This is a genomic window from Thalassoglobus sp. JC818 (assembly GCF_040717535.1).
Lineage (GTDB): Bacteria > Planctomycetota > Planctomycetia > Planctomycetales > Planctomycetaceae > Thalassoglobus.
The window spans coordinates 863,258-886,477 of record NZ_JBFEFI010000001.1; the positions used below are offsets into that span (position 1 = coordinate 863,258).

The 23,220-nt window shown below is 51.8% G+C and carries 19 protein-coding genes; 8 read left to right on the plus strand and 11 right to left on the minus strand.

Annotated features, from left to right (window positions below):
- Nucleotides 1-326: 326 nt before the first annotated feature.
- A complete protein-coding gene (locus AB1L42_RS03060) occupies nt 327-1,337 on the plus strand; it encodes a DUF1559 domain-containing protein (protein ID WP_367051063.1) in 1,011 nt (336 codons plus the stop codon).
- 69 nt (nt 1,338-1,406) lie between these two features.
- Entirely contained in the window at nt 1,407-1,868 is a 462-nt protein-coding gene (locus AB1L42_RS03065; RefSeq protein ID WP_367051065.1) for a hypothetical protein, read from the plus strand.
- A 170-nt stretch (nt 1,869-2,038) separates the two neighbouring features.
- Here the strand turns inward: AB1L42_RS03065 and AB1L42_RS03070 are convergent, their stop codons facing one another.
- From AB1L42_RS03070 to AB1L42_RS03080, 3 genes are all read right to left on the minus strand, one after another.
- On the minus strand, nt 2,039-2,413 hold the full coding sequence (locus AB1L42_RS03070; RefSeq protein ID WP_367051067.1) for a calmodulin-binding protein: 375 nt from the start codon (nt 2,411-2,413) through the stop codon (nt 2,039-2,041).
- 60 nt (nt 2,414-2,473) lie between these two features.
- Nucleotides 2,474-3,778 (minus strand): Gfo/Idh/MocA family oxidoreductase, encoded by a 1,305-nt coding sequence (locus AB1L42_RS03075; protein ID WP_367051069.1) that lies wholly within the window; start codon nt 3,776-3,778, stop codon nt 2,474-2,476.
- Nucleotides 3,779-4,039: 261 nt separating this feature from the next.
- Nucleotides 4,040-5,398: a phospholipase D-like domain-containing protein gene (locus AB1L42_RS03080; protein WP_367051071.1), complete on the minus strand. Its 1,359-nt coding sequence runs from the start codon at nt 5,396-5,398 to the stop codon at nt 4,040-4,042.
- Nucleotides 5,399-5,753: 355 nt separating this feature from the next.
- On the opposite strand from AB1L42_RS03080, the gene AB1L42_RS03085 reads away from it, so the two are divergent.
- Nucleotides 5,754-9,503: a S8 family serine peptidase gene (locus AB1L42_RS03085; protein ID WP_367051073.1), complete on the plus strand. Its 3,750-nt coding sequence runs from the start codon at nt 5,754-5,756 to the stop codon at nt 9,501-9,503.
- A gap of 122 nt (nt 9,504-9,625) precedes the next feature.
- Here AB1L42_RS03085 and AB1L42_RS03090 read toward each other — a convergent pair whose 3' ends face one another.
- Together AB1L42_RS03090 and AB1L42_RS03095 are read right to left on the minus strand one after the other, a co-directional pair.
- Nucleotides 9,626-10,132: a hypothetical protein gene (locus tag AB1L42_RS03090; protein WP_367051075.1), complete on the minus strand. Its 507-nt coding sequence runs from the start codon at nt 10,130-10,132 to the stop codon at nt 9,626-9,628.
- 338 nt (nt 10,133-10,470) lie between these two features.
- Nucleotides 10,471-11,709, minus strand: coding sequence for a methyltransferase domain-containing protein (locus tag AB1L42_RS03095; RefSeq protein WP_367051077.1), 1,239 nt, complete (start codon nt 11,707-11,709; stop codon nt 10,471-10,473).
- A gap of 295 nt (nt 11,710-12,004) precedes the next feature.
- Between AB1L42_RS03095 and AB1L42_RS03100 the strand changes: the two genes are divergently transcribed.
- Nucleotides 12,005-14,101 carry a prolyl oligopeptidase family serine peptidase gene (locus AB1L42_RS03100; protein WP_367051079.1) on the plus strand — a complete coding sequence of 699 codons (2,097 nt, stop codon included), beginning with the start codon at nt 12,005-12,007 and terminating at the stop codon, nt 14,099-14,101.
- Nucleotides 14,102-14,167: 66 nt separating this feature from the next.
- Here AB1L42_RS03100 and AB1L42_RS03105 read toward each other — a convergent pair whose 3' ends face one another.
- The gene (locus tag AB1L42_RS03105) at nt 14,168-15,001 is read right to left on the minus strand and encodes an ion transporter (RefSeq protein WP_367051081.1); all 834 of its coding nucleotides are present in this window, start codon (nt 14,999-15,001) and stop codon (nt 14,168-14,170) included.
- A 112-nt stretch (nt 15,002-15,113) separates the two neighbouring features.
- On the opposite strand from AB1L42_RS03105, the gene AB1L42_RS03110 reads away from it, so the two are divergent.
- The gene (locus AB1L42_RS03110; RefSeq protein ID WP_367051084.1) at nt 15,114-15,827 is read left to right on the plus strand and encodes a hypothetical protein; all 714 of its coding nucleotides are present in this window, start codon (nt 15,114-15,116) and stop codon (nt 15,825-15,827) included.
- A gap of 102 nt (nt 15,828-15,929) precedes the next feature.
- Here the strand turns inward: AB1L42_RS03110 and AB1L42_RS03115 are convergent, their stop codons facing one another.
- From AB1L42_RS03115 to AB1L42_RS03135, 5 genes are all read right to left on the minus strand, one after another.
- Nucleotides 15,930-16,553, minus strand: a complete 624-nt coding sequence (locus tag AB1L42_RS03115) for a PIN domain-containing protein (RefSeq protein ID WP_367051086.1) — start codon at nt 16,551-16,553, stop codon at nt 15,930-15,932.
- A 182-nt stretch (nt 16,554-16,735) separates the two neighbouring features.
- A complete protein-coding gene (locus tag AB1L42_RS03120) occupies nt 16,736-16,978 on the minus strand; it encodes a GlsB/YeaQ/YmgE family stress response membrane protein (protein WP_367051088.1) in 243 nt (80 codons plus the stop codon).
- 486 nt (nt 16,979-17,464) lie between these two features.
- Nucleotides 17,465-18,115, minus strand: a complete 651-nt coding sequence (locus AB1L42_RS03125; protein WP_367051091.1) for an NF038120 family PEP-CTERM protein — start codon at nt 18,113-18,115, stop codon at nt 17,465-17,467.
- A gap of 381 nt (nt 18,116-18,496) precedes the next feature.
- Nucleotides 18,497-19,426 carry a nucleotidyl transferase AbiEii/AbiGii toxin family protein gene (locus tag AB1L42_RS03130; protein WP_367051093.1) on the minus strand — a complete coding sequence of 310 codons (930 nt, stop codon included), beginning with the start codon at nt 19,424-19,426 and terminating at the stop codon, nt 18,497-18,499.
- Nucleotides 19,423-20,019 carry a type IV toxin-antitoxin system AbiEi family antitoxin domain-containing protein gene (locus tag AB1L42_RS03135; protein ID WP_367051095.1) on the minus strand — a complete coding sequence of 199 codons (597 nt, stop codon included), beginning with the start codon at nt 20,017-20,019 and terminating at the stop codon, nt 19,423-19,425. Before AB1L42_RS03135 ends, AB1L42_RS03130 begins: the two co-directional genes overlap by 4 nt.
- A 212-nt stretch (nt 20,020-20,231) precedes the next feature.
- Here AB1L42_RS03135 and recO point away from each other — a divergent pair, with 212 nt between their 5' ends.
- The 3 genes from recO (at nt 20,232) to AB1L42_RS03150 (ending at nt 23,155) form a co-directional block, all read left to right on the plus strand.
- Nucleotides 20,232-20,978, plus strand: a complete 747-nt coding sequence (recO, locus tag AB1L42_RS03140) for a DNA repair protein RecO (protein WP_367051097.1) — start codon at nt 20,232-20,234, stop codon at nt 20,976-20,978.
- 115 nt (nt 20,979-21,093) lie between these two features.
- The gene (locus AB1L42_RS03145; RefSeq protein ID WP_367051099.1) at nt 21,094-22,599 is read left to right on the plus strand and encodes a tetratricopeptide repeat protein; all 1,506 of its coding nucleotides are present in this window, start codon (nt 21,094-21,096) and stop codon (nt 22,597-22,599) included.
- A 16-nt stretch (nt 22,600-22,615) separates the two neighbouring features.
- Entirely contained in the window at nt 22,616-23,155 is a 540-nt protein-coding gene (locus AB1L42_RS03150) for an LptE family protein (protein WP_367051101.1), read from the plus strand.
- Nucleotides 23,156-23,220: the final 65 nt, after the last annotated feature.

A 23,220-nucleotide genomic window follows, 5' to 3' on the forward strand; every position in this document is an offset into this window, starting at 1 on the left:
TTCTGTACGGAGCGAGACATCGAATGCATCACTGTCAGAAGCCGTGCTTCATTGCTGCGCAATAGTGCCGACGTTGACTGCATGAAATCCCTACTGACATCAGTCCACTCTGATTGAATGGTCCGTTTGGTTGTGTATGCAACGGCGTTTCTCATGCAGGGGAATCAGACACCTGCGTATTCGACCAGCGAATTACCTAGTGAAACGGAGCTTCGACGATCACATAGATTGATCGACATAGTTCAATGGTATCTGCTTTGCTTTCTCGATCGAGCACCGAACAAGCGCTCAACACTCAGACGTTATAGAGAAGTAAGTTGCTAAGAATGTTTACCAAAAAATCGAGACGGAACGGATTCACGCTGATCGAATTGCTGGTCGTGATTGCGATCATTGCAATTCTCATCTCCCTACTGCTCCCCGCAGTCCAGCAGGCACGTGAAGCAGCAAGGCGGACCCAATGTAAGAACAACATGAAACAACTTGGTCTCGCGATCCACAACTATCACGACGTTTACTCGATGCTTCCCGGCAACATCGTCATGACCGCTGACGATCAACGCAATGCATCTTGGGTCACGATGATCCTTCCATACATCGATCAGGGACCTGCCTACAACAAAATCATCTGGGAAGGGACTGACTGGACGATGCAGAGCGGGGCAAACCTCAACTGGGACCTGATGCAACAGACTCGCGTCTCCAGTTTCAACTGCCCGTCGAGCGATCTTCCAACGACTCGCCTGCAAACGACAAATGGAGGAACTCGCGCATTACCTGATGCTCCCGAAGACATCCGCTACCAGGTCATGGACTACTCCGGAGTTTCAGGTGGCTACTGGAAACCTGAAACGACGACGGTTCCTTCTGGAGGAATTTGGACTGGATACGGTTGGGATCATCAAGTTGGTGCAATCATCAACATGAACGGCGACACGCAACCGATTCGCATCGCAATGTTCCTCGATGGAACGACGAACACGATCGCCATCGGAGAGCACTCCAGCTACACAATTCGTGACTCAGACGGTGCCGATGTCGATGCACGACCAAGCAACTGGGCAGGTGGATTCTGGGGAGCAGGACCTGCCAACCACGCATGGTTGGGATGGTCGCTCAACATCACCGTGCCTCGATATCAGATTAACTACAACGGCCCCGGATACGGCCACGACATCCCTTATGGTGGCCACACTGGATTCCGCTCGAACCACACTGGGGGAGTTCAAGTGACTCTCGCCGATGGATCGGTTCGATTCCTCTCCGAGAACATCGACTTCGATACACTGCTCGCTTTGAGCATTCGGAATGACCGAACCGTCATCAGCGAGTTCTAAGAAAACCTACGCATCTTATTATCTGCAAACTTCAATTTACTTTACTAAGTGTTTTAAGAGGTGATTTCAATGACTTTCTGGCAGCAGAATCAAATCAGTGCCCTCCTGTTGGCCATTCCACTTCTCTCACTGGGTTGTGGCAGCGGCATCGACCTGGGTGTCGTCAAGGGGCAAGTGACTAAGGAAGGACAGCCCGTCGCTGGAGCGATTGTGGAGTTCATCCCTGATAATGGACGAACATCGACAGCAATTACAAAATCGGACGGGACCTACGAACTTGACTACGATGACTTCAAGGGAGCTGTGATCGGAACACATCGAGTTCAAATCACTGCTGGTGTGCCAAGCGTTGAAGCATCCGAGGACGACAGCAATCCCACGCCTCCTCCGATGGCTGCTCCTCCTCAAGTGATCAAGATCGAGAAGAAGTTCGAAGTGGCCAGTGGAGAAAACACTTTCGACTTTAACTTGGACGAGTACGCTCAGAAGAAAGGACGAGCAGTGGGAGGAGCCCGCCGACGTCCTACTTAGTCTGCAGGAATTCCGTTCTCATTGATGATCTGAACTCACAGACAAATTCAAAAACGAAAACCGGGAAGTCATTTTCGACTTCCCGGTTTTTTGTTTTCCGTCGCTTCGCATCATTCAGTCGCAAGTGATGAATTGTTTAACCGATAACTCAGAAAGAGTGATCGAAAAGATTACTGGACGGGATCTCCATCGGCATTCACTTCGTCCACGAGTGAGGAACTCCAGGGGCACCAATGCGAGTTTGGAAGAGTGGCTCCGCCAACTTCATCGAGATGATCTTCGACGTATTGAATCGCCGCGTCGCAAACTTCAATCGCGTACCCGAAAAAGTCGATCGTCTCCGGATCGAGATGATAGCTCCAACCCGGATTGTAAGGGGCAGGGGACTTCATAATCGTGCCTTGAACATGAACCTTTTCTCTTTCGTCTCCTGACAAAATTCGCCGCGCGAGTTTGATCTTTTCCGGATCATGCAGCTGAATAACAAACCGCGGTTGACCATCTGTATCGGTAAACCGGAAGTAAGCAGTTTCAGTTGTCGACACTGTCGTGGCCCTTCAGTTGAACTGTGTGAACTGAGTTATCGCTGACGCAGAGTCTTCGGATCAGACAGCCCAGTCGCGCGCAGGGCGTGATCGGAGCAGGTTCGCTTCCGGATCATCGATGAACTCTTCCGTGGCGGGATCGATCGTCAGCTTGCGGCCAAGAATCCAGGCGATTGCTGCTGCGTGGCTGGCGATATGCGACTTTCGCATCACGTGTTGGTTGGCATTCGTCAGTTCGCGAGTTCGCATGCAATCGAAAAAGTTTCGGGCATGAGTTCCGACATCCAGCCCTCGGACGCGTTCGTACTGTTCGTCCTGCATGAGGCTCTTGGGATCGGTGACGATTTCTCCATTGTCTCCGGTTTCGACCCATCCTTCGGATCCAATAAATCGAACGGGGCAAGTACCGAGCCGGGTGATGTAATGCGGATCGCGGTTGCCGAATGGCTCTGCCAGGAAATCGATGATCAGCTTGACTCCATTCTCGTAGCGGCAAACGATCTTGTCTTGCTCCGGAACATATTCAATAGGCATTGTGTCGTCAGCGTTATTCGCCCATTGACACAGGTCAACGGTATGTGCTCCCCAGTCGAGGAGGCGGGCGCCGGAATCGAAATCCCATTGCCCACGCCAGCGGCCGTCGACGTATTTCTGATTGAATGGTCGCCAAGCGGCTGGTCCCAGCCACATATTCCAGTCGCACACTTTCGGATCGGGAGTCGCTTCGGGTGGCAGCCAGCTATTCTCAAGAACCGGGATATACACCGAAGCATGCATGGTATGAAGTTCCCCGAGCTTGCCAGTGTGTACCATTTCGACAGCTTTAGCGAAGTTGGTCACGCTTCTTCGCTGCGTCCCAGCTTGAAACACTCGACCTTCAGCGTCGATCGTGTCTGCCAGTTGCTGACAAAGTTCGATCGTAATTCCGCACGGTTTTTCACTGTAAACGTCTTTCCCAGCCTGAGCAGCGAGCATCGATGCCGGAGCATGCCAGCGGTCGCCAGTGGCAATCAGAACAGCGTCGATATCCTTTCGATCGAGCAGTTCACGGAAGTCGCTATAGAGTTTGCAACTGCTGTCGCCGTAGGCACCATCGACCAGTTCTTTGCCTTTGTCACGTCGACTCTTTTGAACGTCGGCAATGGCCACGCATCGGATGTCGGGAAGCTGTAGCATCGCTGTCAGATCGTATGTGCATCGCGGTCCGATTCCGATCACGCCAAGAGAGATCTTTTCACTCGGAGCAACCGTCCCTTCGAGTCCCAATGCTGAGGCGGGGACGATCGAAGCCGCCGATGTCGCGATCGCGCCCATTGCGGCAGTGCAGAGAAAATCTCGACGTGTCGTGTTCGTGGAGTCGGTCATCGTCACAATCCTCTGAGTAAGTTTCGTCGATTCGTTGTAGATAGACTCGTCGTGGTTCTGAAAGGCAATCGCAGCGTGCAACACTTGAGCGGTGCAGGTTGACCGGATTTGCCAAGCAATCAGGCTGTTGGATTCATTTCGTCTTTCTCAGAGTATGCGAGGCGGACCAAAAGAGCAAATGTTGTTGATGCGTTCGAAATGCGATGATTGGACGTTCAAGGATTGAAGAAGCATTCAACAAGAATTTGGTTTCAGCAGTGTCTATAGATAAGGTGTCGCGAGTCGGGCGATTCCGTCTCGAATTCGAAGTGCAAAGTTGCGGTCCTGCAACTCTTCGAGAGACATTCTGCGGCCTGCCTTAACTTTGCTGTCGACGAGTTTGCTCATCTCGGAGTTGAGTTGGGTTCCGTAACATTCCACATTGAATTCGAAGTTCAAACGTAAGCTTCGAGGGTCCCAGTTGCTGGAGCCAATTAATGTCCAGTCATTGTCGACCAGCATGATTTTTGAGTGATCAAACGGAGCCGACGTACGGATCACTTCACAGTGATAGGGCAAGATTCTCGAAATTGGATCGGTGGAAGCCCACTGGACGAGTCGGATATTGCATTCTTCCGGAATCAGCACTCTGACACGCACGCCTCGCATGGCTGCCACATTGAGCGAGTTAATGATCGATTCATCTGGCAGAAAGTACGGAGTGACGATGTCGACACGTTCATCCGCGGCTGCGATCGCTCCCAGCATCACCATGCGAATGTTATCAAGGTCTGCGTCCGGTCCATCAGGAATGCCGCGAGCCCATGTTGTTCCGTTGAGAGGGGGATCTCCAAACAGCTTTTCCGGGTCGGGATGTTCCCCAGTCACAAATGCCCAATCGGCTAGAAAGACTTCGAGAAAGTGCTCGACGACTGGTCCTTCAAACCGAAAGTGAACGTCCTGGATGGGATGTTTGCAACGTGGCAAGTTGAGATTGCCTTCACGGATATTCATCCCGCCGGTGAATCCAATCTCTCCATCGACAACCAGAATTTTTCGGTGGTTTCTCAAGTTCGCATAAAACACCAGAGCAGGGGTGCTCGTTGGCAGAAACGTCGCTGCGCTGAGTCCAAGCCGCTGAAACTCAGTCAAGATTGTCGGCTTTGAATATCGAGTGCCAACGTCATCGATGAGAATGCGAACATCAACTCCGCGCTGCGTCGCGTTGGCGAGAGCTTCGGCAAACATTCTGCCCGAGGAGTCGTTGTCAAAGATATAGGAACACAAACTGATCGATCGATGAGCCTTATCGATGGCTGTGAGCATCGAATCGTAGGCTGCTTTGCCACCGACCAGCGGGGTGACATCGTTTGCAGGAGTCAAATCGCGACGCGTGATCCACTTTCCGATTTCCTCCAATTCCATGTTGGTATCGGTTCGCTGATGACGTGTCTCCCAGGCACGGACTGCTCGCTTCAGTGTGTATTTTCCCTGGGCATCAATCTGATCGAGAATGCGTTCCCCTTTGCGTTCAATTCGATTCACGCCGAAACAGCAGTAGAGTAACGATCCGATCAATGGGGATAACCAGATCAGCCCGACCCAACCGAGCACGGCACGTGTCTCTCGTTTCTGCAACAATGCATGGAGGCTCGTTCCGATTGCAAAGCATCGTTCGAAAAGACCGAAAATGATGGGCCAATAATGAGAAAAGAAATCGAGCATTCGACGGATGTCTTCAAGGTAAGGTAGGAAGTAGAGTACGGCGGCGATGTGCTTTTAACGAAACGTGTTGAGAAACAAGATCTCACCTCGCGCGAGTGGTCTTGTTTGATTCGTTTTTCAGTTCAAACATTCTGACTTGGCAAGTTCCTTTCGCAGCTTCATTCGAAGTGTCGGAAGAAAGGCTTTCCAGGAGATGTCACTTATGTTCTTCATTGACTCGCTCACGCGTTCTCAACCACACGTTCATCATCGAATCCAGGTCAGTATCATCATGAGACGGCTGGTCGTTGTCCACTGCGTAGCGCTCGTCGTTATGTGCAACGTGTCTTTCGTTGGTGCGAACGAAGAAGCATCAGCTCCCGGGCAAAGTGGACGATTCTCGAATGTGGCCCTGCTGCCCAAAGAGGAAACCGGAGCGACTCGTTTTCTGACAGCCAATCCAGAATACGACGGTCGCGGAGTCATTGTAGCCATCTTCGACCAGGGAATTGATCCCGGAGCTTCTGGCCTGAGTGTGACAACCACCGGAGCGCCGAAGATCATTGACCTGATCGATGGAACCGGAAGCGGTGACGTACCGATGAAACCTGCCAAGCTGGAAAGTGATGGAACGATCACCAGCCTCACTGACAGAACTCTTTCGATCGATCCGGACTGGTCCAATCCATCTGGCAAGTATTTTGTCGGAGTGAAGGCAGCGTTTGATCTCTATCCGCACGATCTTGTCAGTCGCTTACAAGCGGAAGCCAAAGAAGACTTCATCAAAGCGCAGCGACCGCGAGAAATTCAATTGATCGAAGATGAACAAGCAGCGGATGGAGACGAAGCTCGCAAAGAAGCAGCTGCAAGACTGGAAGCGCTTAGAGAAGCGGTCAAACAATTCAAGGCACCGGGGCCCGTTCTGGACTGCATTACCTTTCACGATGGCGATCACTGGCGGGCCGTCATTGACCTCGACGAAGATGGCGATCTGGCCGACGAAACACCGCTCGCTGACTATCGCGTCGAGCACCAGTTCGCCACGTTCGGAGGAGGAGCAGAACTCAACTTCAGTGTGAACATTTTCGACGACGGGAAACTTCTCTCGATCGTGGCTGTCTGCGGCAATCACGGGACACATGTTGCCGGAATCGTGGGAGCCAACTATCCAGACAATCCTTCACGCAACGGATTGGCGCCGGGGGTTCAATTTATCTCCGTGAAAATCGGTGACACACGTCTCGACGGAATGGAAACAGGCGTCGCTCTGATGCGGGGTCTGGCCCGAACTGCCGAACTGAATTGTGATCTCGTCAACATGAGCTACGGCGAACCGTCGTCGACTCCGAATCAGGGTGCATTGATTGATTCAATCAATCAATTTGTCGTGAATCGAAACATCGTCTTCGTTGCGAGCGCAGGCAACAGTGGACCAGCGTTGTCGACAGTTGGATCACCTGGCGGAACATCCAGTTTTCCGATTGGAGTCGGTGCGTATGTCTCCCCAGCGATGGGTCGCGAAGAATATGCATTGCAGGAAGACTTGCCGGGACTCCCGTTTACCTGGACATCTCGTGGACCGACCACAGACGGAGATTGGGGAGTTGATCTATTCGCTCCGGGAGCAGCGATCGCCCCGGTCTCACAATATTCGCTTCAGCCGAGTATGCGAATGAACGGAACATCGATGGCTGCGCCAAACGCCTGCGGCAACATCGCTCTGATGATCTCTGGATTGAAAGCCCAAGAACTCAGTTACTCATCGACTTCGCTACTTCGCAGCTTGCAAGCGACATCGCAAATCCAATCTGAGATCGATCCACTGGCACAAGGCCCGGGCCTGATTCAAATCGATCAAGCGTTCGATCATCACGTCGCGAATAAGTCATCGAAGACTTCCCTCACTCCGGTCACCGTTTCGATCTCATCGCGAAATGGAGCGAGAGGAATTTACCTTCGCGAAGCTGGTGAAGTCGGTCGAAGGGTGGATGTTTCGATTCAGGTCGAGCCCGACTTTCCTCTTGAGACTGCGAACTCCACAAAACTCAGCTACGAAGTGCCGATCCGTTTAGAGAGTAATGCTGACTGGGTCAAAGTCGGAAGCCAGTTGCTGCTCACTCATGGAGGAGCACGCTTCAGTGCGACGGTCGATTCGCGAGAACTCACGCCCGGTTTGCATATTGCGCGAATCCAAGGTCAACCCGCTTCTCAAGTTGGAAACGAGAATCTCTTCGAGGTTCCCGTGGTGGTCATTGTTCCGGAACCGTCATCGGAACAAGTTTTTCAGACAACATTAGAAACGACTTCCGGGTCGATTCAGCGAATCTTTCTCAATCCTCCTGAAGGAAGTCGCAGCTATAAGCTGCGGGTGAAAAGGCTCGACGGAATCGGTGAAGGTTTCTTTTACCTGCACTGTGTGCAAACCAGTCCGGTACAGTCCTTCGAAGCTGCGGAGTCCAAGCTGGTTGTCTCCCTGGGAGTCGGAGAAGAATTCGAGAAAGAAATTTCCTTGCCGACTGATCGAGTTCTGGAGATTTGCACAGCACAATACTGGTCTAGCCTCGGGCAATCTGAACTGGAGTTGGAAGTAACCTACTCAGGATTGGCAACGACGTCTGATTCAGTCACGCTCGCTTCAAACGGAGAGTCGGTTCCGGTGCGAGTCACCTCACAGCTGGGACATGAACGTGTCGACCCGAGTGCCGTCCTCAATCGCTGGGATCGATTTCTTTCTCCTCAGAAATCGTCGCTGAAAATTTTGTCCGACGAACGGAACACCACCTGGAATAACGAACCGACCTGGCAACTCGTCTGTGACTATGCCTTTCAGCTTGAGAAGAAAGATCAAGTGACGTTCGCGCTCTCCCGTCTCGATGATCTTCTCTACGAATCCCCATTCCCGTCATACAGGTTGTTTGTGTATGACGAACACAATCAACTCGTGCATGCTGACGATGTCTTTCCGGAAAGCGTTTCACTTCCGGAGGGAGATTATTCCATTCAAATTGAACTCAGGCACACTGATCGAGATCATCTGAAAGAGATGGAAGGCTCGCTGCTGACGATCACACGTTCGATCGGTTCTGTCCGGCCATCGATCTATTCTTCGCGAGCTGTCGCAGCCGCTCCATGGAAGCAGAGTGACGTCAGTTCAACTGAACTCTTCGAACTGATGCGTGAGGATTACTCGATCGCTCCTCCGCCGAAAGACAAGCTGCCGCAGGGACTGCAATCAGGGGATCGCTTGAGAGGACAACTGACTCTCCGGTCAGGCGACCCAAATCCGGTTCCGATTGAGTATTTCTTTTCTGATGGAGCACAGCCAGCTTCATCGAAGTCGGCAAAACAAACTGTTCCGACGGAAGAGATTGATTTTCTGCTCGCCAAGCTCGGCACTTTGTCCTGGGAAAAGGATCAAGAAGAAATTGAACGACTGGCTGAGCGCATTCTGGCGATTGACGAGGACAACCTCGATGTCCATGTTGAAAGGCTACATTTGGCGGATGACGACGATCGAAAGAAGCATCTCGGCACGGTCGTTGAGCTTGCTGATCAAGTTATCGATCACATCCCGCAGAATAAAATCCGCAAATACTTTGACCGACGTCGAACTCAGTCAACTTCTGAAGAGAAAGAGACAAAGAAGAAATGGGAGACAGCCCGCAAACACCTGATCGACGCAATTTATCGTAAGGGCAGGGCACTGGCGTACATGGAACTTCCAGACGTTATCGAAGACCATCCGATTGATGATCCGAAGCAACACGAGAAGGAATTTGATGCCAACTTTCAACTCCTCTCAAGTTGGGTTGATCCGACTTCGAAAGACTACTTCCTGCTTCAGATCAGATATGACCGCCGTCGAGGAAACTTTGGCGAGGCATTGAAGATTCTCAACAAGAACTTCGGCAGCGGCCAACCGGTCTATTTCCACTACAAGAAGCGTCGAGACCTGTACGAACTGCTCGGTTGGGACGATCTGAGAGACATCGAACAGCATTGGATGTGGAGATACTTCCCGGAGTCGAAAGTTCCGTTCTAGGTCGGATTCATCGAACGATTCGCAGGATCAAAGAGCAGTGAGTAGCGTAATCTAATGACCGAACTCTCGGACGATGTATGACGAAGGTGGATTCGACGACGCGTGGGAATCCCTGTCGATTCTTAAGAGGGCTCCGCACTCGGGGAAGGAGACTCATCCTCTGGAGCAAACCATCCACGAAACGGTTTCCACTTCCGATAGAGCGTTTCCTCGCGGGTAAATTCGTCGACGGAATACATCGTCCCGTCTTTCCAGTCGCGCTGATAAAGGTCTCCACAGCGACACCGAAACATCACGCGCGTCGGCTCTTCATACTTTGACAGATCGATGATCACCGCCGAATTTTGAATCGCGGTGAAGTCGCCAAAGTCGCCCAGTCGACGACTTGTGCAGCATCCATTCTGGCAGGGGGGAATCGGCGGGATGCCCGAGACAACAAGTCCATTGGCGACGCTGAAGATGACTCCGAAAAGCATCATTGAGAGCATCAGAACGATCAGGCCCCCGACAAATCCAGCCGGGAAACCGATCACTCCCCAGACCACTCCCCAGTGAGACCACGCGTAAGCTGAAGCTCCCAGCCCAACCAAAAACGAACCTGCAACGATCACCAATTCGGGCAGTGTCACTCCAGAGCGATCGGAGCTCCGCCGTGCCCCGGCAGAAACTGTCGACTGGAATCGTTTGTTAGCAAAAGAAAAAACCCCGCGCACCGATCTACGTGGCGGAACAGGTTCGATCTGACTCATTCGGATTGGCTTTCTTCAGTCACGGCCCGCACAACATCTACGACCGAAACCAAACCGAATCCACCAAAAATCTGGACACTCAGTCCCAATTTTCACAACTTTTTATTTCTGAATATTTCCTTCTCAAATTGTTCAACAAGCCGACAATCGTGGAACAAAAACTGCTATGCGAAAGCAGCTGAATTGCATTACATTTGACATCATTGAGTTGATGATTTTCAGCAGCATCCGTCGGACCCGCACGATGAATCGGAAGGCAACATGTTCAGAACCGGGAGGCCCGACTTCGTTTCCTTGGGCGATCGGATCGGAACTCCATGACAATTAAACGGTTGAGCCTTCTCAGGGGAAACCGCCTCATTGGGTTCAATGGGAATGATCTGATCCGCGTACGGTGCCTTGGAATAAAGATCGAAGGTTTTCTTGCAAACTGCCATTCGTTGACCGCGGACAAGTTTGTGCCCGTCATCGTCGGTCACAGACTTCCACGGTCCTTTGTAAATGACAGCTTGTTTGTGATCCATGCATGGGCCTTCTTTGCCTTTGAATGCTTGCACCGTCAAGCTGCGAAACTCGTAGCCATCAATAATCGCCCACGGCTCCGACTGCCGAGCGACGATCTCAACACCGTAGAATCCTGCGTCGGTGAAGGCATCGAGAAACAAGTCTTCGCGAAATGCTCCGCTGATGCAGCCACTCCACAAATTGGGGTCATTGCGGAGACTGTCCGGGATCGTTTCATCGCTGACAATATCGCTGATCACTGCTCGTCCACCTCGCTTGAGAACACGGAAGAGTTCCGAAAACAATTGTCTCCGATCTTCTTCACGAACGAGATTCAGCACACAGTTCGAAACAACAACGTCGATTGAGTCGGATTCAACCAGTGGCTCGGTTTTTCTCAGATGATCCTGATACTCCTGAAGCTTTTGCCAATCATCAACGGAATCGACTGGATTAGTTTTCAGATACTCTTCCAGTCGATCAAGGTTCAGCTGCAAGTCCTGAATTCGTCCTTTCCGGAAATCAACGACGTCGTACCCCAGTGTCTCGCCGATCGCTGACTGGTGCCGGCGTGCCAGTTCCAGCATGGTGTCATTGCAATCGACACCGATCACACGCCCGGAATCTTTCACAATTTGGGCAGCGATATAGCAAATCTTTCCTCCGCCCGAACCGAGATCGAGAACTGTTTCGCCTTCGTTCACCCAACGTGATGGATCGCCACATCCGTAATCACGTTCGATGATCTCTTCCGGAATGATTTTCAAATACTCCGGGTCGTAATCGACCGGACAACACAAAGCTGCTTCAGCCTCCTGAGCCGCAGCTGAATATCGATCGCGGACGGCAAGATCAACATTCATCGTTGCGCCTGAAGTCGTTTCTCCGTTAGCCTGATTGAGTTCGCTGACCGGTTCTGTCGTTTCTGATGTCGAGGTTCCATTCGCAGCCATATCGATTCTCCAGTGACAGAACTTCGGGTTGAGACACAGGTCATTTGAACTGAACTGTATCAGCGTCGCAAGATTGTGAACGGTGAAGTGAGATACAGTTGAGTGACTTCAGATGCAATCGAACGGAACTCACTTCGAACAGTCGACGAGCGCAACCAAACGTCGTACAGTTCATGCACTCACTTTTCCATCACTTGAATGATCGGCAGCAATGATCATGCTTCGACACTTCATGCTTCTTCTCACCGTGAGTCTCTCACTGGCTTTTGATTCGGTCGTTCCCGCGCAGGTCCCCATGAGCAAACGCATTGAACACTTTGACGAATACTTTGGAGTTCGAGTCCATGACCCTTATCGCTGGCTCGAAGACGATGTCCGTGAAAGCGAAGATGTCGCGGAATGGGTGAAAGCTGAAAACGAGTACACACAGGACTTCCTGAAAACGATTCCGGAACGCAGCGAGATCAATGCCCGTCTGACCGAATTGTGGGACTACGAAAAATTCGGTCCGCCGTTCAAGGCAGGCGGTCGCCTCTACTTCTACAAGAACGATGGACTTCAAAATCAATACGTTCTGTACGTGCAAGGTCCTGACGACGCAGAACCCCGTGTTCTGATTGACCCCAATGAATGGTCGCAAGATGGGACGGTCGCACTCGGTGGGACGTCCTACAGCGACGACGGACGGTACCTCGCTTATGGAATTCAGGATGCCGGTTCGGACTGGCGAACCTGGAAGATCATGGAGATCGAAACCGGTCGCATCCTTGAAGACGAGTTGTCCTGGATCAAGTTCAACACTCCAAGCTGGACTCCAGACGGAGAAGGTTTCTTCTACGGGAAATTCCCTGCGCCGGAAGATGGGGCTGAGTTCCAGAATCTGAACGTCAATCAAGCTATTTATTACCATCGAGTCGGCGATTCCCAGGACGACGACTTGCTCATTTTTCATCGTCCCGACCAGCCGGAGTGGGGCTACTCCACCTCGGTCACAGAAGATGGTCGCTACCTCATCATCACAGTTCATGTTGGAACTGATGACCGCTACCGGATCTTCTACAAAGATCTCTCAAACCCGTTGGCGATGGCTGTTCCGCTGATTCGTAATTTCGAGAACGAATACAGCTTCATTGGAAACGACGGCACGACCTTTTACTTCAAGACAGATCTCGATGCTCCACTCGGGCGAGTGATTGCCATCGATATCAACGATGCTTCGCGTCAGATCGAAGGAGGCGGAGAGGAACCCGAAGTCAAAGTTCGAGAAGTCATTCCCCAACAGGCCGAAGCAATTCGTGATGTCACACTTGTGGCAAATCTGTTTGTTGTCGAGTCTTTGAAAGATGCAAAGACTCAAGTTGATATCTATCGGAAATCCGGAGATCGCCTTCGTAGCGTCGAGTTCCCAGCCATCGGTTCAGCTTTCGGTTTCGGCGGGAAAAGTTCGGACACCGAAACGTATTACTCATTTTCGAGCTTCACCTTCCCACCGACGATCTTTAAGTACGACATGATCACCGGGGAGAGCGAACAGATTCGACAGGCAGAGGTCGACTTCAACGCGGATGACTTTGAAGTCACACAGGTCTTTTATCAAAGCAAAGATGGCACCCGAGTCCCCATGTTTATCTCGCATAAACGTGGACTCAAGCTCGACGGGAATAATCCCACGCTGCTTTACGGATACGGTGGATTCAACATTCCCTTGACTCCTTCGTTCTCAATCAGTCGACTCGCCTGGATGGAAATGGGCGGAGTCTATGCCGTTGCCAATCTGCGGGGCGGGGGAGAATACGGAGAGAAGTGGCACAAAGCTGGTACGAAGCTTTCGAAGCAAAATGTCTTCGACGATTTCATCTCTGCGGCGGAATGGTTGATCGACCAAAAGTACACGAATACCGAACGACTCGCCATTCAGGGAGGAAGCAACGGCGGACTACTCGTTGGAGCTTGCATGACTCAACGTCCCGAACTCTTCGGAGCATGTTTGCCTGCTGTCGGCGTGATGGACATGCTTCGCTTCCACAAATTCACTGCGGGACGCTATTGGGTCGACGACTACGGTTCCTCTGACAACGAAGAAGAATTCCACGGCCTCTTCGCTTATTCCCCTTATCACAACGTCAAAGAGGGAACCTGCTATCCCGCGACGATGGTCTCGACGGCTGACACTGATGATCGCGTCGTTCCCGGTCACAGCTTCAAGTTCGCAGCTGCCTTGCAGCATGCACAGTCATGCGACAATCCAATCTTGATTCGCATCGAAACCAAAGCAGGGCACGGAGCCGGAAAACCGACGTCCAAAGTGATCGAAGAGATCGCAGACCACTGGGCGTTTCTAGTCAAAACACTGAACTTTCAGCCGGAACTGAAGTCGAACGACTCCAAGTAACACGACAAAATTGCCAAAGCATTCTCATCTGCGAATCACTGTGATTCGCAGATTTTTCGCTCACTCTTAGAGAGGCTTTCCACAGCGTCGGCAGTAGACGGCATCTTTAAGGTGCCCTTCTGCCATGCAATAGGGGCAAGTCTGGTTCGACACGCTCTGTGTACGTTTCGCGTCGACCAATTCCGCAGAAACGAATCCTGTCGGAACAATGATCAAGCTGTAACCAATCAGAATCACAAGCGCTGAGACCAGTTTCCCGAGCGCCGTTTTAGGAACCACATCTCCGTAACCGACAGTCGTCATCGTCACCACAGCCCAGTAAATCGACTGCGGAATCGACGTGAACTGCGAAGTGACTCCAGCACTTCCAATTCGCTCGACTTCGTACATCGCAGTCCCGGCGATCGTCACGGTAATGAGCACGACTGTCAGGAAAACCACGATCTTCGACCGCGCTCTCCACACAGCAGTAGCAAGCACTTCGGATTCTCTGGTCATGTGGAACAGCTTCATGATTCTGAAGACACGAAGCAGTCGAAAGGCCCGCACGACCGCGAACGATTTCGCACTTCCAAACCAGGGTGCAATGTAAGAGGGAAGAAACGAGATAAGATCGATGATTCCGTAGAAACTCAAAGCGTATTTCCACGGCCGACGCACAGAAACGAGTCGCAGCACATATTCAATTGTAAAGAGAATTGTGCAGACCCATTCAATCAACACCAACGTCGGGCCATACGCCTTCTCAATCGACGGAACGGTCTCCAGGCAAACCGCAGCGACGCTGAGCAGAATCGCCACAAGCAACCCAATATCGAACCATTGCCCGGCTCGAGTATCGGCTTCGAAGATGATTGTATGTAGCTTCTCGCGCCACTGCGCTCTGGTGTCAGGTTCCATTTCGCGAGTCTAGCTGATCTCAGTCGGAAGAACTATCATCGCTCGCCAGCAGCATTCATTTCTCGCATGATGATTGATTCACTCCCCCCTGTAGAAAGATCGGGGCGCAGCGATGGGCACACAAACAAACGAAGAACAGATTCCCTCCGCACCGTCGACCATTGGCCAGATCGACGCTCAGAAACTGCACGCTGAGTCACTTCAACTGCGAAGCCAGCAGTTCTTTCTTTCCACAGTCGCTCTGGCTGGGGCAGGATTGTCGGCTTGGGTTGGTCCGGGACTGGCGGGTTTGACGGATTCCAGAATCGGTTTCTTCGGGCTGTTTACTGCCACATTCTGCTGGCTCGGCTTACTTGCGTTTCTCTACGAGTGGACGTTGATTCTTCGCCGACTGATTCATGTGATCGGATGGTACTTACAACTCAACGACTTATCGAATTGGGAGAAGCAGTTTCGCGCGTTTACAATTGCCCATCAGGGAAAAATCAATTTACTCGAGCCGACACCACCTGAGAAGTACATTCGAAGCCAGAACGACTTCTATTACTGGGCCTTTGTTCTCTACGGAATTGTCGCTTGGACGGGAGGATTCGTAGTCGGAGAGAGCAAACTGTGGCCGCTCCAGGCAATCTCCTATTGGAAGGCAGAACAGTTGTTCGGAGTGAGCTTTTTCGGACTCTTGATCGTCGGCTATCTCGTCACTCTGCAGAGTCGACGATCCCGCAACGAAGCTGAGAACAAACGCATCGAAAATGACTGGCCAAAGTTTCTCAAAGAACGCTCCCTGAATGAGCCAGCCGCCTCGTCATCAAAAGAACAACAGTGATTGACGAGTTCAACAAGATCTCCGATTTCGAATGGCGGACGTCCTTTCAGTTTGGCCCGGAAGTCAGTGGTAGAACCAATACACAATCGTGATGACCATGATCTAAAGATTGTATGAGATCTTTCCGTCAACCTCTTTGATGAGCTTTCGTTTTCGCAGTTCGGCAATCAAGTCTGCAAGTTGCGGTCCCGAAAGATTTTCTGCGAACAGCGAGTTAATCGTATTCGCAAGCGTCCTCACTCTCCGCGGCCGACTTTGCTTACGACGAGTCAGATTTTTAATGATCGCGTCGATCTTTTCACCGTGCGTCAGACCGACAGAAAGTCGCAACTCAGGAATCTCGGAAAGTTCCCGCCGCCGCGCAACTCGCAGCTTTCTACCCTTCAGATGAGTGACCAAAGGGTCGAACCCCGTGTCGCGGGAAATGATGTGAAAATGCGCCTTCGGATACTGACTCGCTAATTCCCCGACATAAAAAGCAATATGAAAGTCGAGAGCATTTGCGCCTGCTCCTGAGATCGTGATGTACTGGGCAGCATCGCCGAACTCCTGCATCGACTGCACAAACTCGATCGAGATCTTCTTCTGCGTCGCCCCGACAAAGACGATGACTCGGAAGTTGCCCTTTTTTAGAACATCCAAACAATTTGGCTGCGTGTTCTCGAAATCAATCAACACGTAGTGAAGCGCATTCTTTGAATTCGCTTCGATCTGCTCTTCAGACAAAGCCACTCCTTACAACTGATCAGCCCGTTGAGATCAAATGCTTGCTGTGTGCATCACATGCAACACTTCATGATACCCCACGCTGCACAGCAGTTTGAAGAGCGTATCTCGTTCGCTCCTAACTCGCTGCAGTGCGTCAAATCAGGGTTTCGATGTGTGTACGGAAACAGAGTGTGAGAAGATCACGCTTTTTTGATCGCTCGAACAATTGCAATTAAGACGACCGCGCCGACAAGCGCAGTGACTAGGCTTCCAATCAGACCGTCAGGGCTAATCTCAAGCATGTCGAAAATGAAACCGCCGACAACTGCCCCCAGAACACCCACGACAAGATCGCCGATCAGACCGAAGCCTCCACCTTTCATAATCTGACCCGCTGCCCAGCCAGCCACAATTCCGATCAACAGAAAGTAGACAAAGTTCATCGCATTCTCCCCAGCAGGCATGTCACCAATTGAAGGAAACCGTGGAACATCTTTATCTCGGCTATGCAGCGATCCCGACGAGCCAACAAACGTACCGTCGAGCGAATCGAGGTTTCTCGCTGATAAAGACCCTGAGAGTCATCTCTCTGCGGACGCACTGCTTATTCCAAACTACCCGGAACACGCCCTGTAGAAAACCTTCACTTCTCCCGAAGTTGTCGATTCGTCAGCAAATCAGTTCACAGCCAACCGATGAAAGTTCGTCCTCTGACGAGAATCATAGGCAAGAATCTTGGCCTGCAGCGCGAGGCTCAGCCAATAAAAGAAACAAGGTGACACCGCAGTTGAGTGCGGGTCACCTTGTCGTTCAGCAACACATTCGAGAAAGAGAGTTTCGTTCAAATGGCAATCAAACTCAAAGAACGAACACAAGTGGTGAATTTTTCACAGTAGTCGTTTCATCATGGCGATGAACAACAGAGCCAATTAGTTTGTTTTTCGTCGACGTCGAAGGAACAAACCAATCGATCCAATTCCCAGCAGGGCCATCGATGATGGTTCAGGCACGGCAGCTGTGGTGCCAACGCTGATATTGTCGATCGAGTAGAACAGCTGAGCATTTCCACCGAGTCCTCCGAATTGAACTTCAGTGAGATTTGCGAAACTTCCGGAGAGATTGAAGAGTTGAAAATCAGGTTGCCCGCCGGCACCGTCATGAATTCCGTCGAGAGCAAAGGATTGAACGACCGTTCCGCCTCCGGCCAGAAAACCTGTCACTTCGATATCGGAAGCCCAGTTCGACGTGACGCCCAAGTGTGCTTCTCCACCGAGAAAGCTCAGCAGGGAAAATGGATTGCCATTCGCCTGAGTCATCGAAATCACAGTACCGGCATTGTGACTCAACAGGTAACGGCTGCTTCCATTGTCAGGTCCGATTGGACTCATAAACTGGGGCGATGCTGTCGCAGCACCGAAAAGCCCGGCTGGACTTGTAGATGTGAAATTGAACCCGTTGTCTGTGAAGCCTGTGGTCCATGCAATTGACTGACTTTCAAAGTCAATTAATTCCATCCCCGCATTCGCTGACTGCGTCAGAATGACGATCATTCCGACTGAACTAAGAATTCCTTTGAACATTGTGCACCTGTTTTTTGAGTTCCGCAAAATCTTTGTTTTTTCCAGATGCTCACTTGTACTTCTCAAAAACCTTAGCGGGGGTGCATTTTGTTAAAGTTTCACGGCTCCTTCAGTTCGAATTACAACGCTTGTGTGGTTTACTCTCAAATTGAGCTATATATTCTCATTAACGGTCACGCAGAATCATGTTTATTAAATGGATCGCATTGGTTCTTTCGTTTCTCCAATGCATCATGCGTTGAATCAACGTTGCCGAAAGATCGCGAACGTGGCCTCCAGGCATCACTCGGATCGTTGAGCCCGTATCCAACATTTTGCGACGACATGAGAGAGTTTGATCGCAATGATTCGCCGTCTCGTCAGCATGAAACGACGAGTGCTTTAGTTTTTCGAAGTCGTCCAAGGCCCACGTGGAGGCCACTTCATTTCGAAAGGAATTTCTCGTTGAAGGGCTTCGAGAGGCGGAATCAGAAACGAACGCAACTGTGCGAGAACTTCTGAAAAGGTCGCTTCGCCGATGCTTAGGCGGCTCTTTCGATGGAAAGCTGTCCACTGCGTCGACTTCTGGGGATCGGCAGCAAACTCATCCGTCAATGCGAATGGAGTCTCGCTGGGAAGTGCTGTTTTCCGTCTGACGAAAGTCGCTCGAATCGCATCGCTGAGTTGCAGCCCAATGAACGCATCTTGATTCGCGAGCGTCCAGAGATCGTAAAAGTCTTTCATGCGACTGTTCGCAATTCCCAGCACGACGAGAGCATGCAACTTCTCAGCAATCACAGTTTCTCTCGGATAAGCCATCAGTTGCGGCGGTTCGAGATCGAGGATTGTCGGATAAGTGACCGAAATCGGTTCCGGAGTAATCGCATCACCAAAGCCGATGTCGATTTGAATCGGAATCCTCGCTGTGACAAGTTGAGAAGTCAGCCTGACCCGGATTCCCTGGTAGTCAGCATCTTCCTTGATTTGGTCGGCGATGACACTTTCAGGCAGGTAGACCATCCCATCATTCGAAACGTCCACACTGCAAATCGTCGAGAAGATTTCTCGAAAGTGTTCAGGATCAGGTGTCCCCGCTCCCAGAAGGTCAAGATCACGGGTAGGGCGATGAACATCGGCCGTCCAAATTTGAAACAGCATGGCTCCTTTGAGGACGAAGAGATCGCGATGCTCCGACTGAGACATCCGATACAGAAATCGTTCGAGCGCGTATCGGGTGAGAATCTGATTGAAGTTTTCCCGCCGCTCGCGAGAGAGGTTCAACAACTTCTGTCGGACGGAGGCGGCCAGGTTTCGGGCAGGGGGTCGGCTCACGACAGGCTTTCCATGTATGGCCGCATGACATTCGTCATTCGGCAAACCTGCGCAGCTTTCCAGATTTCGTCGCGTGTCGCCCGTTTCTCTCGAATGCAATCGCGCAGGGCTTCGATGGCAACGTCCAACCCAATCTTGTTGCGAAACTTGAAGCAGTCGGCCACAGTTTTCGCAGGAGTGTAGATGTGGACGGACACTCCATCGATTTGATGGTCCTCGACACCAAACGTGAGTGCCTGACCTGAGAATCTCGCCACTCGAATTGGCGGGGAGTCAATAGTCGGTTGCCGTGCGTGATTGTCGAGCGCGATCCAGACTTCGAATGGAAATTCGGTCGTCAGTTCATGAAAGTGCAGGGCACTCAAGAGACAGATCACTCCCTGAGGAATCAGCTTCGCAGCCTCTGCCAGAGAACGATGTTCACCCGGTTCTGAATCGAGCAAACAATACAAGCCGCGACTGGGGCGATCGATCAGACCTTCGGCGTACATGCGATTCAAGTAGGAAGCAGAGATGCCTGCCTCCTCGACGTCGCGCGGCCGAAGGACTCCCGATTGCCGGAGCATTTCCAGAATTTGTTGACGTTTGTTCACTGCTAAATTTCGAAAACGTCGGTACTTTCCAACAACTACCTACATTATCGCAACACCACATCACCAACCACAGGCAATCTGCCCAGAGAACGTCAAATCCTAAAATTTCACACCCATGTTCACTGGATCGTAGGGAATGAAGTGATTCCCCCAGCCTGACGTCGATCAGGCAGGATTGACGGTTTCTCCTGACGCTCGTAGTGTTTGCGATCATGTCCACCGAGAAATCTGAAGCAATTGTCATTCGCCAGGCTGATTTCAGCGAATCGAGCCGCGTCGTGACGCTATTCACTCGGGAATTCGGAAAAATCTCGTGTCTTGCGAAGGGAGCCAAACGGCTTCGAAATGCTTTCGAAGGGTCTCTCGATCTCCTCTCTGAGTGTCGAATCGTCTTCATTCGCAAGCAGACAGGCGGCCTCGATCTTCTGACCGAAGCTCAGCTCGTTCAACGCTTTCAGCCTGCTTCCAAGAGCCTGCTGCATCTCTATGGCGGATATTATATTGCCGAACTGTTGAACTCGCTGACAGAAGAGCACGACCCGCACACTGAACTCTACACATCCGCTGCACACGCACTGGAATCCCTAAGCTCTCCACAATCGCCTGTCACCGCAATCTTTCGATTTGAATTGACGATCCTTTATGAAATCGGCCAGCTGCCGGACTTTCGAACCTGCACGATTTGCCATTCGACGATTTCTTTGGACGATCAAAGCAGATTTTGGGTCTCAGAGTCCGGATTGATCTGTTCACGATGTGGCCATTCCGATTATCAACAGAGCGCGATCGAATCTGGCACGATTGCCGTGATCCTCAAACTGATCGAAAGCGACATTGCCAAATTGGATCGTCTGGTCATTTCAGACCGACAGAGCAAAGAAATTCGACGAATCCTGAATGCGATCATTGCCTCAATTCTCGGGCGACGCCCGAAAACAGCGGCACTGCTCAAGTTCTAAAGCAGATTGAAGATTTCGGTCTCTTTGCTCTGACGTGCTGACGGCCTTCTCTCCCCTGAATCCGTCCGTCTCCCCTTCCAAGTGAGCGATGTTGACATCGTCACCAGGGTGAGTGATGAAATACGTGAACCTACTCAATTCGAGAACCGTCCGAGCCTCCGTGGCAGCGTCCCTGTTTGCAGGCACGCTGGCAGCCTGCGGGTGCGCCGGTCCGTCCCTGTTTTCGCGACAAGTCTCCGCCGACGAGCCGGGACCGTCGATCGATAACGTGATGGGACCGACGGAACGAGGACTGCGGCAAGTCGCCTTCGAGCGTGGCGAGAAAGTTCGAGGTGGCTCCGATAAGGATCTCGAATTGGCACGCGGGAAGTACGACCGAGCCAAGCAGCTCTTCGACAATAAAGATTATGCAGGTGCCGAACGCGCGTTCAAATCGATCGTCGACGAGCGTCGCAAGTCTTACGAAACATTCCAGAGTCGCTTCGAAAGTTTCTGGGGCTTGGGTAAAGACTCGCTGGCCTACGATCAGTTCGGCGATCCTGTCGAAGAAGATGCACTCTTCATGCTGGCAGAATCACAGTTCGCCCGCCAACGCTTTACGAAGGCGCAGGATTCTTACGACGACCTCCTGAACCGGTATCCATCCACACGGCACATGGACCGCGTCACTCGGCAAATGTTCCGAATGGCTCGCTACTGGCTCAACTTCCCGACTGACACCGACAAGACGACCTCATCCGAAATTAAACTGGCTTCCGCGGATGTTCGCACCCCCGGAGACGTGGCTGTCAGCTCAGGTGAACCCGGCAAAGAAGGGTCCATCTTTCCAAACCTGACAGACAAAACCCGCCCGGTTTACGATGCGGATGGGCGAGGACTTCAGGCTTTGCGGTCGATCTGGCTGCACGATGCGACCGGACCGCTCGCCGACGATGCCCTGATGTTGTCAGCGAATCACAACCTGCGGATTCGAAATCACATCGAAGCCAAACGGCTCTACACACTTCTGCGTGAACAGTATCCGGACAGCCCACACCTCAAGGATGCTTATCTGCTGGGAGCCCACGTGACGATGGCTGCCTACGAAGGCCCTGAATACGACGGAGAAGCTCTCCACGAAGCACGCGATCTGAAACAGTCGCTCCTGCAACTCTATCCAGAGCTTTCCTCGGAAGAGCGTCAACGGCTCGAATCCGAAATCAATCAGATGCACACAGCTGAGATTGAGCGCATCTGGGAGCAAGTCCGTTTCTATCAAGTTAAAGGAACGACGCCTTCAGTCGCGCTCTATTGCAACGTGCTGATCAATCGTTACCCGAACTCGGAGTATGCGGAACGAGCCCGCGAAGTTCTCCGAAACATCGAGTCTTCGAACAGCGGCAGCAACTTCTGGCCATGGTCAGGTGGATCAACTCCAACCCAGACCGCAGAAACGCCAGCCCGCTCGAACCCGACCGATCCGCGAACATCAACGAGACCGCAACCGGTTGAGTCTGCTCCTGTCGAAAGCAATCCAGAGCCAGAGAAGAGAAGCTTGTTCAACTTCCTTCGCAAGGCGGACGAAGCTCCTCAACTCCAATCTCCACCACAAAGTCCGACGACAGGTTCGGCCACACTCTAATTCGAACTTCAGCACATTGAATTACGACCCCAAACATTCCCGCAGATTGTTTCTCGCCAGCCTGATGACGACAGTCACCGGGTCAATTGCGGGCTGCGGGTATGTGGTCGGCAGTCCGTACGGGCCAGAGGTTCGAACGGTCCATGTCCCGACCTTCAAGAACGAAACTTTTCGTCGCGGCTTCGAACTTCAGCTGACCGAAGCGATTCATAAAGAGATCGAGCTGCACACGCCGTATCAACTCGTCGCTGGCCCAGGAGCAGACACTCGACTGTCCGGCCGGATCATCAGCATCGATAAGCGTTCTGCGAACCAGAACAAATATGATGAACCACGAGAACTCGAACTGGCGATGGGAATTGAAGTTTCCTGGGTCGATCTGAGAACCGGACGAGTCATCGCACAGCGACGAACCCGCCTCGGGCCTCAAGCCACGCATGCGTTGTCATTGGCGAGTTTCGCACCCGAAACCGGACAGTCCCTCGCCAATGCAACTCAAGATGCGGTCGATCAACTGGCCACGGAAATCGTGACGCTCATGGAAGCTCCCTGGTAGTCTTCGAAGTCAAACGTCGCACCGAACAAATCGATGGCTTGCGCGAGTTTGAGATGACTCTTTCG

Excerpts from the sequence above, each read along its gene's own strand:
- AB1L42_RS03110 (WP_367051084.1), top strand. The coding sequence starts at position 15,114 with ATGGGCACACAAACAAACGAAGAACAGATTCCCTCCGCACCGTCGACC.
- AB1L42_RS03085 (WP_367051073.1), top strand. The coding sequence starts at position 5,754 with ATGAGACGGCTGGTCGTTGTCCACTGCGTAGCGCTCGTCGTTATGTGC.
- AB1L42_RS03105 (WP_367051081.1), bottom strand. The coding sequence starts at position 15,001 with ATGGAACCTGACACCAGAGCGCAGTGGCGCGAGAAGCTACATACAATC.
- AB1L42_RS03075 (WP_367051069.1), bottom strand. The coding sequence starts at position 3,778 with ATGACCGACTCCACGAACACGACACGTCGAGATTTTCTCTGCACTGCC.
- AB1L42_RS03120 (WP_367051088.1), bottom strand. The coding sequence starts at position 16,978 with ATGAACTTTGTCTACTTTCTGTTGATCGGAATTGTGGCTGGCTGGGCA.
- AB1L42_RS03060 (WP_367051063.1), top strand. The coding sequence starts at position 327 with ATGTTTACCAAAAAATCGAGACGGAACGGATTCACGCTGATCGAATTG.
- recO (WP_367051097.1), top strand. The coding sequence starts at position 20,232 with ATGTCCACCGAGAAATCTGAAGCAATTGTCATTCGCCAGGCTGATTTC.
- AB1L42_RS03100 (WP_367051079.1), top strand. The coding sequence starts at position 12,005 with ATGAGCAAACGCATTGAACACTTTGACGAATACTTTGGAGTTCGAGTC.
- AB1L42_RS03125 (WP_367051091.1), bottom strand. The coding sequence starts at position 18,115 with ATGTTCAAAGGAATTCTTAGTTCAGTCGGAATGATCGTCATTCTGACG.
- AB1L42_RS03065 (WP_367051065.1), top strand. The coding sequence starts at position 1,407 with ATGACTTTCTGGCAGCAGAATCAAATCAGTGCCCTCCTGTTGGCCATT.
- AB1L42_RS03145 (WP_367051099.1), top strand. The coding sequence starts at position 21,094 with ATGAAATACGTGAACCTACTCAATTCGAGAACCGTCCGAGCCTCCGTG.
- AB1L42_RS03095 (WP_367051077.1), bottom strand. The coding sequence starts at position 11,709 with ATGGCTGCGAATGGAACCTCGACATCAGAAACGACAGAACCGGTCAGC.